The sequence below is a fragment of the Wohlfahrtiimonas sp. XWW7 genome (assembly GCF_056716055.1).
On sequence record NZ_CP168032.1, the window covers coordinates 450,157 to 464,105 of the forward strand.

Consider the following 13,949-nt stretch of genomic DNA (forward strand, 5'->3'; position numbering starts at 1 on the left):
GCTTTACCCCTCGATCGCTTCGTAATAATTAATCATTAAACCAAACTCCCTTGGAACTCTTAAGCAGTTGGCCGCCATTTTAACTGTAGAACGCACTTTGAATTCTTGTCCTTCTAAAATCCATTGTGTTTGATTCACAGTTTCATTGCCCACAACGCGCTTACGTGCAGCCAATGGTGTTGCTTGTAATGCAGTTGAACGACGGACATAAGCATCTGTTGAGTAAATGGATTCCATTGGTACAGCAACCAATCCTGCTTGTTCTACTGCTTTCCAATTCAAATCTTTTGCGTATGGCATGAAATTTGTATGAACAGTTGTCGCTAATTGATCTGTGCATTGCGCCAATACATCTGAACAATGAACATAATCAAAACCTGAAAACTCAAACTCATTGCCCAATACTCGCAAGATTTTCCATAATGGCTTAGATTCAAAACTTGGCTCTGCTGCTGCTTTTACAGTTTGTAATTCGCCTTCCAAGTTCATCAAACTGCCATCTGTTTCACCCCAAGCTGCTGCTGGCAAAATGATCGTTGCAACATCATGCAATGCTTCAGAAACAAATGGCGTAATTGCCACAACCAATTCTGCTTGCTTCAATGCTTTCATCACTGCTTTACGCTCAATGAAATCATGTTCAGGATCAATCGCCCCAACTAAGATGTAAGCTTTCAATGGGTTTTCGATCATTGCATGTGTATTGCCTTTCGCAACACCCATCAATGAAGCACCTGACATATTCGCACCTTCCGCGATATAGCCAAATGCACTGTTAGAAATCTCTGCAATGTTTTGGCAAAGTGCACGAATGACTGAAAAGTCAGGATTAGATACAGCATCTTTACCCAATACAATCCACTGTTTATTGTCGTTACCAAACATATTTGCGATCTCAATTGATCTCGCATCACTGCTTGCTTTTTCCACAATGCTTGCCAATTCAGGCGCAACAGTTTTTTGCATCTTCTGAGAAATAGCTGCCAATACATTAGCTAGCACGTTCACCCATTGATTTGGTGCCGCAATCACTGCTTCTGTTGGATGCAACTGATCAGTATCGTAAGTATTCAACAACGCAACTTTTGCACCGTTTTTAACAGCTTCGCGAATATCGATCGCCAATACTGGCACTTCCATTCTTGGATCAGCACCCACTAAAAAGATAGAATCTAAAGATTTAACATCTTTAATCGCAACGCCGAGTGAACGGAATGCAGGTTCAACTGAATCACTGCTGAAATCCACTTGTCTAAAACGAGAATCAATTTTTTTGATACCCAATTGATCAGCCAATTGCTTCGTTAAGAACTGCTCTTCAATCGTTGCAGATGGTGAAACAAAGATACCCACTTGATCCGCACCTAATTTCTGTACAGCGCCTTCAATTGCCATACGAGTTGCTTTCAAGCCGTTGATCCAATCCACTTGCTCTAATGATTTCTTCTCATTCATAATCATTGGTGATTTTGCACGATCAACACTGAAGTTTGCTTCATAACTGAAACGATCACGATCTGAGATCCAAACTTGATTGATCGCTTCGTTTTCACGTGAAACCACACGAGCAATTTTACCGCGCAATGTATGAATTGAAGTATTTGTACCTAAACCATCATGAATGCTCACTGAATCATTCTTTTTGTATTCCCAAGGTCTTGCTTGGAATTTAGATGGTTTTGCCGTCAAAGCGCCGACAGGACATAAATCAATGATGTTGCCTGAAACTTCAGATGATAATGAATGTTTCACGTATGTTGTGATCTCTAAACGATCACCACGATCTACGCCACCCAATTCACGTAAGCCTGCAACTTCTTCGCCATAACGCACACAACGCGTACATTGAATACAGCGATTCATGAATGTTTCTACTAATGGGCCAATATCAATTTTTTCGTAATGACGTTTTTCATCAATATACATTGAATGTTGGCTACCAAAACCCACCGAATTATCTTGCAATTCACACTCACCACCTTGATCACACACAGGGCAATCTAAAGGATGGTTGATCAATAAGAATTCCATTACAGATTTTTGTGCTGCGCGTGCTTTTTCATTGCGTGTACGAATGATCATGCCATCAGAAACTTGTGTTGCACATGCAGGCATTGGCTTTGGCATTCTTTCAATGTCCACCAAACACATACGGCAGCTTGCTGCGATGGATAATTTATCGTGATAACAGAAACGAGGAATTGGCACGCCAACTTCATCTGCGATTTCGATCACAGAGCGCCCTGCTTCTACATCATATTTTTTGCCATCTATTTCGATAGAGAGCATCTGCTTATCAGTCATTATTCGCTCCTTCAACCATAGATCTACCATGTTCAATGTAATATGCAAACTCATGACCAAAGTGTTTGATGAAACTCAACACAGGCATTGCAGCTGCATCCCCAAGTGCACAGATCGTACGGCCGCCGATGTTATTGGCAATGTGCTCTAAACGCTCCAAATCTTCAGGAACACCTTTGCCTTGCAAAATACGATCCACAACGCGATACAACCAACCAGTACCTTCACGACATGGTGTACATTGACCACATGATTCGCTGAAATAGAAACGAGATAGGCAACGCAATGCTTTAACCATATCTGTTGTTTCATCCATCACAATCACAGCACCAGAACCTAACATTGATCCTGTCACTTTAGCGATCGAGTCATAATCCATATTCGCTTGCATCATCAAGTCACCTGGAACAACAGGTACTGATGATCCACCTGGAATCACAGCTTTGAGTTTACGACCTTGCCAAACACCGCCACACATATCCAATAATTCAGAGAATGGCGTGCCCATATTAATTTCATAGTTACCTGGTTTTGCAACATGACCAGATACTGCAAATAATTTTTGACCGCCCGCGCCAGGAATACCCAAACCAGAGAACCATTCAGGGCCATTACGAATGATACGACCCACTGAGGATAATGATTCAGTATTGTTAATGGTTGTCGGTTTACCATATAAACCCACAGCTGCGGGAAATGGTGGTTTAAATCTTGGCTGACCTTTTTTGCCTTCCAATGATTCTAATAATGCAGTTTCTTCACCACAGATATAAGCACCTGCGCCAATTGCAGGGTGGATATCTACAGAAATACCTGTACCTTTGATATTCTCACCCAATAAACCCGCTGCATATGCTTCATCTAATGCATTTTGGAAACGAATCGCAGGTTCATCTAAAAACTCACCGCGCATATAGTTATAAGCATGACGAGCATTCATTGCATAACTTGCAATCGCCATACCTTCAACTAAAGCATGTGGATTAAAACGTAAAATATCACGATCTTTACATGTGCCTGGTTCAGATTCATCCGAGTTACACACTAAGTAACGAGTAATGCCTTCACCTTTTGGCATGAAACTCCATTTCACCCCTGTTGGGAAGCCTGCACCACCACGACCGCGAAGCCCAGAGGCTTTCACCATATCAATCACTTCATCACGACTTAATTCACCGTTGAGAATACGGCGCCATGCATCATAACCACCTAATTCTTCATAGGTTTTTAATGACCACGGCTCATCATGACCAAGTGTAAAATAACAAACTTGATTCATCATCAGTGTTCACCTTTCTCTGCACTTGCTGCAATTGCATCCAATATTTCATCGATCTTTTCGATCGTGATATTTTCATAATAGACATGATTGATCTGCATCGCTGGCGCATAACTACAAGCAGCCAAGCACTCTTCTTCTTTCTTCAAGTAGAAAACGCCATCTTCTGTCGACTCACCAGCTTTAATGCCAAGCTTACCTTCAACGTGTGCAAGAATCTTCTCGCCACCACGCAACATACAAGAGATGTTAGTGCAGATCGAAATTGAGTTACGTCCACAAGGCTTTGTTTCGTACATTGAGTAAAATGTCGCAACCTCATAAACCGCGATTGGTGGAAGCTCCAAATATTCTGCAATTGCATCCATCAATTCTGTTGTTAAATATCCATTATTGTCATGCTGAACTTCTCTTAGAGCAGCTAAAAGCGCAGACTGTTTACGATCTTCTGGGAAATGCTTCAACCATTTATCGATCTCTTGTCGTGAACGCTCCGTTAAAATGTCTTTTGCACTCATAATCTATGCCTTAATTCAGTTATCAATATTTAACGATCGATGTCGCCGAACACCAAGTCCAACGTACCTACAACCGCAACCACATCACCCAACATGTGACCTTTTGTCAAAGTCTCCAATGCTGCTAAATGTGGGAAACCTGCTGGACGAACTTTCACTCGGTATGGTTTATTCGCACCATCTGATACAAGATAAACGCCCATTTCACCTTTTGGATGCTCGATTGCTGCGTAAACTTCCCCCTCAGGAACGCAATAACCTTCTGAATACAACTTAAATTGTTGAATCAGATCTTCCATTGATTCTTTCATTTCAGCACGTTTTGGTGGGGATACAACGCTATCTTCCAGCATTACAGGACCAGGATTTTTCTCTAACCAATCAGCACATTGCTTCATAATGCGATTAGATTGGCGCATTTCTTCCCAACGAACCAAGAAGCGGTCATAACAATCGCCCTCTTTGCCCACAGGAATATCAAAATCTAAATATTCATAAGCTGCATATGGTTGAGTTTTGCGCAAATCCCATGCAACACCTGAAGCACGTAACATTGGGCCTGTTAACCCTAAATTCATTGCATCTTCTGCCGTAACTTGACCAATACCAACAACACGCTGCTTCCAAATACGATTTTCAAACAATAAAGTTTTATATTCCTCTAAATGCTTATCAAAACGCACGGTGAAGTCTCTAACAAAATCCAAGAATGTTTCACGCGGCTTATTCAAACGATCCACTTTCTTTTGATTACGGAATTTATTCACTTCATATTTTGGCATAACATCAGGAATGTCTTTGGCGACACCGCCTGGACGATAATAGAATTGGTGCAAACGAGCGCCTGTTGCAGCTTCACACATATCCATTAGATCTTCACGATCACGGAAGCAGTACAAGAACATACCCATTGCACCTAAATCGATACCATGTGCACCCAACCACATTAAGTGATTTTGTAAGCGATAAATTTCATCGAATAAAGTACGGATATATTTCGCACGAATCGGCGCTTCAATGCCCAATGCTTTTTCGATTGCCAATACATACACGTGTTCATTACACATACAAGATGAGTAATCCATACGATCCATGTAACCAATCGATTGATTATAAGGTTTAGCTTCTGCTAATTTTTCAGTACCACGATGCAATAATCCAATGTGTGGATCGGCACGCATAATGGTTTCACCATTCATTTCCAAGATCAAGCGCAATACACCATGCGCTGCAGGATGCTGAGGACCAAAGTTTAATGTGTAGTTTTCAATATTTGCCATTAGTTCAGCTCCTCTTTACGAATCACGCGAGGGATCACAACGCGAGACTCGATGCTCACTGGCTGATAAACCACTCTTTCTAATTCTGGGTCATACCAAATTTCCACATGGCCTGTTAATGGAAAATCCTTGCGTAATGGATGACCAATGAAACCGTAGTCCGTTAAAATACGACGCAAATCAGGATGCCCATTAAAAATAATGCCAAATAGATCAAACGCTTCACGCTCAAACCAGTTGGCACTTTTATAAATATCATTCACTGAGTCAACCATTGGAAAGTTATCATCTTTCATGAATGTTTTGACACGAATCCGCGCATTGCATTTCACAGATAATAGATGATAAACGGCTGCAAAACGGTTTGGCATTTCTGCATTATTGCGCACTTCATCTAAAGATGATTCTTTGCGTCCAACAGATGTTTCATGAACCGCGCGACTGAAGCCATGATTGCTTGCTTCAACATCCCACTCCGCGATGCCATAAGCTGCATAGTCAACACCACAAACATCCATCAAATTTTCAAATGGCAATTTGTCATTGGTGTGCAATAACTCAATAGTTTCATATAAATGATCGCTATCAACGATGATGGTCAATTCATTTCTAGCGATCTTGCTTGAAACGATTCGATCACCCAATACAGACGATAATGTCGTCAGAATAGTTTCTGGTCGTAAAATAACCGACATTGGCTCCCCCTAGCTTAAACGCGCAATGGTACTTGTACGCTTAATCTTCTTATGCAATTGCAAAATACCGTAAATCAATGCTTCAGGCGTTGGTGGACAACCTGGTACATAAACATCTACGGGAACAACGCGATCCACACCACGCACAACTGCGTATGAGTAGTGATAATAGCCCCCGCCATTCGCACATGATCCCATAGATAAAACCCATTTTGGCTCTGGCATTTGATCGTAAACTTTACGCAATGCCACAGCCATTTTATTCGTTAATGTTCCCGCAACAATCATCAAATCTGATTGACGTGGAGATGGCCTAAATACAGAGTTACCGAATCTATCTAAGTCGTAACGCGCAGCCCCTGTATGCATCATCTCAATTGCACAACATGCTAAACCAAAAGTCACAGGCCATAATGAACCTGTTCGAGCCCAATTAATCGCGCTATCTAATGTCGTTGTCACAAAGCCTTTATCTAAAGCGCCTTCTATTCCCATTCTAATGCCCCTTTCTTCCACTCATATGCAAATCCCACAACGAGCAAAAATAAGAAAACTGAAACAGCAGCAATCCCCACCATTCCAACCTCACGCCATACGACTGCCCAAGGGATTAAAAATGCTAATTCTAAATCGAAAACTATAAATAAAATCGCTACTAAGTAGAATCTAACATCAAACTTCATTCGCGCATCTTCAAATGCTTCAAAGCCACACTCATATGGCGAGAGCTTTTCAACATTATCTTTTTTGGGAGATAGGAAATAGCCTAGAGCAACTAAGATTATCCCGAAGATGAGGCTAAACCCAATAAACACGAGCACTGGTAAATAATCCATCATAGCGATTATCCTCTTCTAATAAACATCAATTTTTGGTGGCAAACTATGCCTTGAAAAAGAAGCACTTTTTGAGTAATGATTCGAGATCAGGCAAATTGCTTATACTAATTGTTACCGAGAAAGCATTCAACTCTTTCGGTTTTTCACGGTACCATATAGTAACAGAAAATAACCTAATTGGGAGCGCGTACAAGATGACCTTACACTTTCTAGACGAAAATCAAGAAACCATTCAGTGGTTCAAAAAGCATGAAAATGACTTCATCAAAATTCGTCAATTTTTTCACGAAAATCCCGAACTCTCTAAAAAAGAGTTTGCAACTACGGACAAAATCAATGAGCTATTAGAGTCATGGGGCATAAAAACTGATCGTTCATTTTTAGAAACTGGTGTGATTGGACTCATAAAAAAAGGAACAAGTTCAAAAAGAATTGGTTTACGAGCCGATATTGACGCACTACCAATTGACGAAAATACCAATCTCACATATAAATCAAAAAAAGCTGGGATAATGCATGCATGTGGTCATGATGGTCATTTATCCATGCTTTTATTTGCTGCTAAGTATCTCCAAGAAGAAGCAGAATTTGATGGAGAAATCCTATTGATTTTCCAACCGAATGAAGAAGATAGCGCTGGCGCCCGTGATCTAGTAGAAGCTGGTTTATTTAAAAAATATCCTGTCGATGCAGTTTATGCTGCACATAATTTCCCAGGTGCCGATATTGGCACATTATTAATCTGTGATGGCCCACAAATGGCAGGCACAGTCAGTATAGAAATCGATATTCATGGTGTTGGCTGCCATGCAGCACATCCTTATAAAGGTGTTGATCCTATTGTAACGGCAGCTCAAGTCATCGTTGCTCTACAAACAATCCCAACACGCAACATGCCAGCGACAGATAGCGTCATCATTACGATTGGAACAATTCATGGTGGCACAGCGCATAATGTCATTCCAGAAACAGTTAAACTAACTGGAACGCTCCGTTATTTTGACCCTAAAATTCGTGACTTAACTAAAAAACGTATCCATGAAATCACCGCAGGTATTTGCACTGCATTTGGTGGTCGAGCTGATGTTCGATTAGTCGATGGCTATATTGCAACTGTCAACCATACAAAAGAAACTGAAATTGCACTTAAAGCCGCTCAAACAATCTTCAAGCCATGCTCTATTTCAACTGGCAAAACACCTTCAATGGGCGCTGAAGATTTTGGTTTTATGTTAGCAGATCAAAAAGGCTCTTATTTTTACATTGGTAACGGCCCCGATTCTTCAACCAATAAACTGCACAATTCAGGCTTTGACTTCAATGATACTAACTTATTGTATGGCGGTGTTTATTGGTCAGTGCTTGCACAATATTATTTGGATAACCCACAAGATTAATAGTATGATAAAATTATCATACTAACATTAATGACTAAATAGCTAACTATTATGAAAAAAACTCTATATTTCTGCATGCTATTCATCGCCGCATCCACTGTAGCGCAAGCTCAGCAAATGTATCGTTGGACTGATAGCAAGGGCGTTGTTCACTACACGGAATATGCACCAGATGAAACTCGTGAACAAATTCTCAATTTTGCCAAAGATCAACCTAAAGTTGATAACACAGGAAAGGATGTTAAAAAGCTCGACATCATGCAACCAACACAGGCTGTTTTAGTAGAAATTGAGGCTAAAAAACGTTTTAATCCTGAAGATCGTCCAAAGACAGGCTCTAATGTCACTGTAGCAATGGAAGCTTTAGATCCAACAACAATGACATATTGCCAAATCATTCAAACAAACCTTGAAACATTTAATGCCTTAGAAAATGGCGACTTGGACCAACTATTACTTGTTGAACAATCAGGTACACAAACTCGCATTTCGCCTGAAAAAATCCAAGATCAATATAAGACAACAATAGATAATTTAGAGAAATATTGTTTACAATAGTCTATGTTTAGTTCTATAAATGGAGCTCTTATGGCTCCATTTTTTTGTTACACCTTTTTTGAGAAAGTCACATATGAAAACCTCTCATTTTCCATTGAGTACCACCAAAGAATTTCCAAAAGATGCAGAGATCATCTCTCATCAGTTAATGATCAAATCAGGCATGATCCGTCGTTTAGCATCAGGTTTATACACTTGGTCGCCGTTAGGTTTGCGCGTTTTGCACAAAGTTGAAAACGTTGTTCGTGAAGAAATGGACAAATCTGGCAGCTTAGAGGTATTAATGCCCTCTGTGATTCCTGCTGAATTATGGAAAGAAACAGGCCGCTGGGATCAGTTTGGCAAACAACTCTTAACTTTAAAAGATCGCCATGAAAACGATTACTGCTTAGGTCCAACACACGAAGAAGCAATCACAGATTTTGCGCGCCAAGAGTTAAAAAGCTATCGCCAATTACCAATCAGCTATTATCAAATTCAATGGAAATTCCGTGATGAAATTCGCCCTCGTTTCGGTGTAATGCGTTCACGTGAATTTTTAATGAAAGATGCCTACTCATTCCATATTGATGCGGCATCATTAGAAGCTGAATACCAAAATATGTATCGTACATATTCTGCCATCTTTGATCGTTTGCAATTGGAATATCGCGCTGTATTGGCAGATTCAGGTGCAATCGGCGGTGATCGCTCACAAGAATTCCATGTATTGGCTGATTCAGGTGAGGATGCAATTGTAATTTCTACAGAATCTACATACGCAGCAAACATTGAACGCGCTGAAACAAATGCAGGTGCAAAATATGCAGCACCACAACAAGCATTTGAAAAAGTAGCAACACCAAATGCACGCACAGTGGAAGATGTTGCAAAACAGTTGAATGTACCGATTGCTAAAATCACTAAAACATTAATTGTTCGCGCAGAAGATGGCAGTTTAGTTGCAATCTGCTTACGCGGTGATCACTCATTGAATGAAGTCAAAGCAGGCAATTTCAAAGGCATTGCTAATCCTATTGAATTCGCAACAGATGCTGAAATTATTGAAAAACTAGGTGTCTCACCTGGCTCAATTGGCCCTGTGAATTTGCCAATTCCTGTATTATTTGATCATGCATTGTATTCTGAAAGCGACTTCATTTGCGGTGCGAATGAAAATGGCTTCCACTATGTTGGTGTTAACTTTGAACGTGATCTACCTTTAACTGCAACTCATGACTTCCGCAATATTGAAGAAGGTGACATTTCTCCAGACGGACAAGGAACGGTCAAGTTTATTCGCGGGATCGAAGTTGGCCATATTTTCCAATTGGGCAATAAGTACAGTACTGCGATGAATGCTTCGGTTGTGAACGAAAATGGCGAACAAACTTTCATGGAAATGGGTTGTTATGGCATCGGTGTAACGCGCATTGTTGCATCTGCAATTGAACAATCTCATGACGATAAAGGCATTATCTGGCCAGACGCAATGGCACCATTCAAACTATCATTGATCCCAATGAACTATCACAAATCAGAAGTTGTGAAAGAATTGGCAGATAAATTGTATAAAGAGTTCTTAGCATTGGGCGTTGAAGTATTATTGGAAGATCGTGACATTCGCCCAGGCAATGCATTCAATGATCACGAATTAATTGGCGTGCCACATCGTTTAGTAATCGGTGAACGCGGCTTGAAAAATAATGAATTGGAATACAAAGGCCGTAAAGATGCAGAAAGCACTTTTATCCCTGTAGATTCTGCGATTGAATTCATCATGAACCAATTGAAGAAATAATCTTCACAGATTAAATCTTAACAATGAACATAAATCATCCTGCCCTTGCTTTGCTCGGCAGGATTTTTTATATCTATCAAAAATTTTTATCTCAGATCTCAGCTAACTGAGATCCAGTGATATATTTTCCGGAATCTAAAAAGCTGATAAATTTAAGCAATAAAAAAAGCGCCTGAATAATCAGACGCTCTTTGTTCGCTAATTTAAACTGAAGTTTAAATTACTTGCTCAAACCTGCTTGAGCCATAACTTCTGTAGCGAAGTCGATTGTTGTGATTTCTACGCCTTCACCTAATTCAAAACGTACAAACGCTTTAACTTTAGCTGATTTAGATTTCAACAATTTACCAACGCTCATGTCTGGATCTTTGATGAATGCTTGACCTTCCAAAGTAACTTCTTCTAAGTACTTACGAATACGACCTTCAACCATTTTTTCAACGATGTCAGCTGGCTTACCTGATTCAGCAGCTTGTGCTGAGTAGATATCGCGCTCACGATCCAACAATTCAGCTGGAACTTCAGAAGCATCGATACAAACTGGATTAGCTGCAGCAATGTGCATTGCTACGTCTTTTGCCAAATCTTCGTCGCCACCTTCAACTTCAACGATCGCTGCAATACGGCCGCCGTGAACATAACCACCTAAAACACCAGTTGCGTTCAATACTGTTAAACGACGTACGTTCATGTTTTCGCCAATTTTAGCGATCAAACCTTTACGAACTTCATCAACTGTAGAACCATTCAATGCTTGCGCACCTAATTCTTCAACTGTTGTTACATCGCTATTCAATGCGATATCAGCAGCATCGTTAGCAAATTTCAAGAAATCTTCGTTCTTAGTTACGAAGTCTGTTTCACAGTTAACTTCTAAGATCAAAGCTTTTGAAGCGTTTTGACGAACCAACAATAAACCTTCTGCCGCAGCACGATCAGATTTCTTGTCAGCTTTTGCCAAACCATTTTTACGCATCAAATCGATAGCCGCTTCCATGTCACCGTTAGTTTCAGTCAATGCTTTTTTACAATCCATCATCGCTGAACCAGTACGTTCACGGAGTTCTTTAACCATTGCAGCAGTAATATTTGACATTTTAAAACCTCATTAATTAATGAATATCTCTAAAAATAAAAGCGCCCAAGAAACGGGCGACTCTTACTTAATGCTTGAAAAACAATCCTTTAAGATTGATTATGCTTCAGCAGCTTCAGCTTCTACATAGCCATCTTTTTCGATAACTTCAGCAGCCAATTTAGCGTTTGAACCACGGCCCGCGATTACAGCATCTGCTGCTGCTTTTGCGTACAATTGAATTGCACGAATCGCATCATCGTTACCAGGAATAACATAATCAACACCTTCTGGTGAGTTATTTGTATCTACGATACCGATTACAGGAATACCCATTTTACGAGCTTCTGCTACAGCATTTTTTTCATAACCAACATCGATTACAAACAATGCATCAGGAATAGATGGCATATCTTTGATACCGCCCAAGCTACGCTCTAATTTTTCTAATTCACGAGCAAGCATGATGCCTTCTTTCTTGTTGAAGCGTTCGATAGAACCATCTTCTTTCATTGCTTCAATTTCGCGTAAACGCTTGATAGAGTTTTTCACTGTTTTGAAGTTAGTCAACATACCACCTAACCAACGGTGATCAACGTAAGGTTGTCCTGCACGCGTTGCTTCAGCTGCGATAGTTTCTTGTGCTGCACGTTTTGTACCAACGAAAAGAATGCGACCATTTTTTGCAGCGATGCTTGAAATTACGTTCATTGCATCTTCAAATAATGGAACTGTTTTTTCTAAGTTGATGATATGAATCTTTTGACGGTCGCCAAAGATGTAGTTTTTCATCTGTGGGTTCCAGTAACGTGTTTGGTGACCGAAGTGAACACCAGCTTCTAGCATATCGCGCATAGTAACGTTTGACATATTTTATCCTTTAAAATTTAGGGTTGAGCCTCCAAGCATATTTAAGCGGACTTTATCAGCACCCAACACTTAAACAGTTCAGCTTGTGAGTCGTTTATTAAATTACTTAGTTTTGAATTTTTATCATCAAAAATCCAAAACTAAGCGCGACTTTATACCATATCGATCTAAAAAATTCAATTTTTTTCAAAGATTAAGAGACATTTTATCACCTGCATCAGCTACAAGATTCCCACATTTCATGGTAGACTACGCTAGTTAATTTTTAAGGAATAAGCGTAATGAGTTATAAAAATGATTGTTTCATTAAAACACTTCTGCGAGAGCAAACGTATAAGACTCCATGTTGGATGATGCGCCAAGCAGGTCGTTATCTACCAGAATACCGTGCAACACGCGCAAAAGCTGGCAATTTCATGAATCTTTGCATGTCGCCTGAATTGGCAACAGAAGTGACATTACAGCCGATCGATCGTTTTGGTTTTGATGCTGCAATTCTTTTCTCTGATATCTTAACGATTCCTGATGCAATGGGATTGGACTTAACATTTGAAGAAGGCAAAGGCCCTATCTTCAGAAAACCATTAACCACAGAAGCAGAAATCAGAAATCTTCGCAAAGTTGGCATGGAAGAAGAGCTAGGTTACGTGATGGATGCTGTGCGCATGATCGTTAAAGAATTAAACAATCGTGTACCATTAATCGGTTTTTCAGGCAGCCCTTGGACTCTAGCAACATATATGTTAGAAGGCTCTACAAGCAAGGAATACACAAAAATTCGTGGCTTAATGTATTCAAACCCTGCATTGTTACATGCATTATTAGATCAATTGGCAGATGTTGTGATTGACTACTTAAATGCACAAATCGTGAATGGCGTTGCCGCTGTACAAATCTTCGATACTTGGGGCGGACTATTAAGCAAAGAGTGCTATAAAGAATTCTCTTTACGTTATACACAAAAAATCCTCAACGGTTTGATCAAAAACTACAACAACCAAGAAATTCCATCCATTATTTTCACGAAAAATGGTGGCGCTTGGCTATCTGAGCAAGCGAATGTTGGCGCCAATGCTGTTGGTTTAGATTGGATGACAGATTTGGATCACGCTCGTGCATTGATTGGCAATAAAGTTGTATTACAAGGCAACATGGATCCAGCAGTATTGTTAAGCAATCCTGACATTGTTCGTGCTGAAGTTAAAAAAGTATTGGATAAATTCGGCGTTGGCGGCGGTCATATTTTCAATCTTGGCCATGGTATTTTCCCTGGCATTGATCCTGAAAATGTCAAAGCTATGGTGGATGCGGTCAATGAACTCAGTCCAGCCTATCACTAACAACAATAAGAGAG

General features: G+C 40.1%; 13 protein-coding genes. 4 read left to right on the top strand and 9 right to left on the bottom strand.

Annotated features, from left to right (window positions below; genetic code table 11):
• Nucleotides 1-3: 3 nt before the first annotated feature.
• The 7 genes from nuoG to ndhC are packed head-to-tail and all read right to left on the bottom strand — an operon-like array spanning nucleotide 4 to nucleotide 6,915.
• Nucleotides 4-2,304, bottom strand: coding sequence for an NADH-quinone oxidoreductase subunit NuoG (gene nuoG / locus ACA100_RS02295; RefSeq protein WP_481078400.1), 2,301 nt, complete (start codon nucleotides 2,302-2,304; stop codon nucleotides 4-6).
• Entirely contained in the window at nucleotides 2,297-3,586 is a 1,290-nt protein-coding gene (nuoF, locus tag ACA100_RS02300; RefSeq protein ID WP_481078401.1) for an NADH-quinone oxidoreductase subunit NuoF, read from the bottom strand. Before nuoF ends, nuoG begins: the two co-directional genes overlap by 8 nt.
• Complete coding sequence (locus ACA100_RS02305) at nucleotides 3,586-4,101, bottom strand: NADH-quinone oxidoreductase subunit NuoE family protein (protein WP_481078402.1); 516 nt, start codon at nucleotides 4,099-4,101, stop codon at nucleotides 3,586-3,588. The genes nuoF and ACA100_RS02305 overlap by 1 nt, the downstream gene beginning before the upstream one ends.
• Nucleotides 4,102-4,130: 29 nt before the next feature.
• Nucleotides 4,131-5,381 carry an NADH-quinone oxidoreductase subunit D gene (locus ACA100_RS02310; RefSeq protein WP_481078403.1) on the bottom strand — a complete coding sequence of 417 codons (1,251 nt, stop codon included), beginning with the start codon at nucleotides 5,379-5,381 and terminating at the stop codon, nucleotides 4,131-4,133.
• Entirely contained in the window at nucleotides 5,381-6,076 is a 696-nt protein-coding gene (locus ACA100_RS02315; RefSeq protein WP_481078404.1) for an NADH-quinone oxidoreductase subunit C, read from the bottom strand. Before ACA100_RS02315 ends, ACA100_RS02310 begins: the two co-directional genes overlap by 1 nt.
• A gap of 9 nt (nucleotides 6,077-6,085) precedes the next feature.
• Nucleotides 6,086-6,571: a NuoB/complex I 20 kDa subunit family protein gene (locus tag ACA100_RS02320; RefSeq protein WP_077926311.1), complete on the bottom strand. Its 486-nt coding sequence runs from the start codon at nucleotides 6,569-6,571 to the stop codon at nucleotides 6,086-6,088.
• Nucleotides 6,562-6,915 (bottom strand): NADH-quinone oxidoreductase subunit A, encoded by a 354-nt coding sequence (ndhC, locus tag ACA100_RS02325; protein ID WP_481078405.1) that lies wholly within the window; start codon nucleotides 6,913-6,915, stop codon nucleotides 6,562-6,564. The genes ACA100_RS02320 and ndhC overlap by 10 nt, the downstream gene beginning before the upstream one ends.
• A 194-nt stretch (nucleotides 6,916-7,109) precedes the next feature.
• On the opposite strand from ndhC, the gene ACA100_RS02330 reads away from it, so the two are divergent.
• From ACA100_RS02330 to ACA100_RS02340, 3 genes are all read left to right on the top strand, one after another.
• Nucleotides 7,110-8,312: an amidohydrolase gene (locus ACA100_RS02330; protein WP_481078406.1), complete on the top strand. Its 1,203-nt coding sequence runs from the start codon at nucleotides 7,110-7,112 to the stop codon at nucleotides 8,310-8,312.
• 51 nt (nucleotides 8,313-8,363) lie between these two features.
• Nucleotides 8,364-8,870, top strand: coding sequence for a DUF4124 domain-containing protein (locus ACA100_RS02335; protein ID WP_481078407.1), 507 nt, complete (start codon nucleotides 8,364-8,366; stop codon nucleotides 8,868-8,870).
• A gap of 73 nt (nucleotides 8,871-8,943) precedes the next feature.
• On the top strand, nucleotides 8,944-10,650 hold the full coding sequence (locus ACA100_RS02340) for a proline--tRNA ligase (protein ID WP_481078408.1): 1,707 nt from the start codon (nucleotides 8,944-8,946) through the stop codon (nucleotides 10,648-10,650).
• Nucleotides 10,651-10,870: 220 nt separating this feature from the next.
• Here the strand turns inward: ACA100_RS02340 and tsf are convergent, their stop codons facing one another.
• Together tsf and rpsB are read right to left on the bottom strand one after the other, a co-directional pair.
• Nucleotides 10,871-11,746, bottom strand: coding sequence for a translation elongation factor Ts (gene tsf, locus ACA100_RS02345; protein ID WP_481078409.1), 876 nt, complete (start codon nucleotides 11,744-11,746; stop codon nucleotides 10,871-10,873).
• Between the two features lie 99 nt (nucleotides 11,747-11,845).
• Nucleotides 11,846-12,595 (bottom strand): 30S ribosomal protein S2, encoded by a 750-nt coding sequence (gene rpsB, locus ACA100_RS02350; protein ID WP_481078410.1) that lies wholly within the window; start codon nucleotides 12,593-12,595, stop codon nucleotides 11,846-11,848.
• Nucleotides 12,596-12,876: 281 nt separating this feature from the next.
• On the opposite strand from rpsB, the gene hemE reads away from it, so the two are divergent.
• On the top strand, nucleotides 12,877-13,935 hold the full coding sequence (hemE, locus tag ACA100_RS02355) for a uroporphyrinogen decarboxylase (protein WP_481078411.1): 1,059 nt from the start codon (nucleotides 12,877-12,879) through the stop codon (nucleotides 13,933-13,935).
• Nucleotides 13,936-13,949: the final 14 nt, after the last annotated feature.

Bases quoted from the DNA above. Each gene is read 5' to 3' on its own strand.
- nuoG (WP_481078400.1), bottom strand. From the start codon at position 2,304: ATGACTGATAAGCAGATGCTCTCTATCGAAATAGATGGCAAAAAATAT.
- nuoF (WP_481078401.1), bottom strand. From the start codon at position 3,586: ATGATGAATCAAGTTTGTTATTTTACACTTGGTCATGATGAGCCGTGG.
- ACA100_RS02305 (WP_481078402.1), bottom strand. From the start codon at position 4,101: ATGAGTGCAAAAGACATTTTAACGGAGCGTTCACGACAAGAGATCGAT.
- ACA100_RS02310 (WP_481078403.1), bottom strand. From the start codon at position 5,381: ATGGCAAATATTGAAAACTACACATTAAACTTTGGTCCTCAGCATCCT.
- ACA100_RS02315 (WP_481078404.1), bottom strand. From the start codon at position 6,076: ATGTCGGTTATTTTACGACCAGAAACTATTCTGACGACATTATCGTCT.
- ACA100_RS02320 (WP_077926311.1), bottom strand. From the start codon at position 6,571: ATGGGAATAGAAGGCGCTTTAGATAAAGGCTTTGTGACAACGACATTA.
- ndhC (WP_481078405.1), bottom strand. From the start codon at position 6,915: ATGATGGATTATTTACCAGTGCTCGTGTTTATTGGGTTTAGCCTCATC.
- ACA100_RS02330 (WP_481078406.1), top strand. From the start codon at position 7,110: ATGACCTTACACTTTCTAGACGAAAATCAAGAAACCATTCAGTGGTTC.
- ACA100_RS02335 (WP_481078407.1), top strand. From the start codon at position 8,364: ATGAAAAAAACTCTATATTTCTGCATGCTATTCATCGCCGCATCCACT.
- ACA100_RS02340 (WP_481078408.1), top strand. From the start codon at position 8,944: ATGAAAACCTCTCATTTTCCATTGAGTACCACCAAAGAATTTCCAAAA.
- tsf (WP_481078409.1), bottom strand. From the start codon at position 11,746: ATGTCAAATATTACTGCTGCAATGGTTAAAGAACTCCGTGAACGTACT.
- rpsB (WP_481078410.1), bottom strand. From the start codon at position 12,595: ATGTCAAACGTTACTATGCGCGATATGCTAGAAGCTGGTGTTCACTTC.
- hemE (WP_481078411.1), top strand. From the start codon at position 12,877: ATGAGTTATAAAAATGATTGTTTCATTAAAACACTTCTGCGAGAGCAA.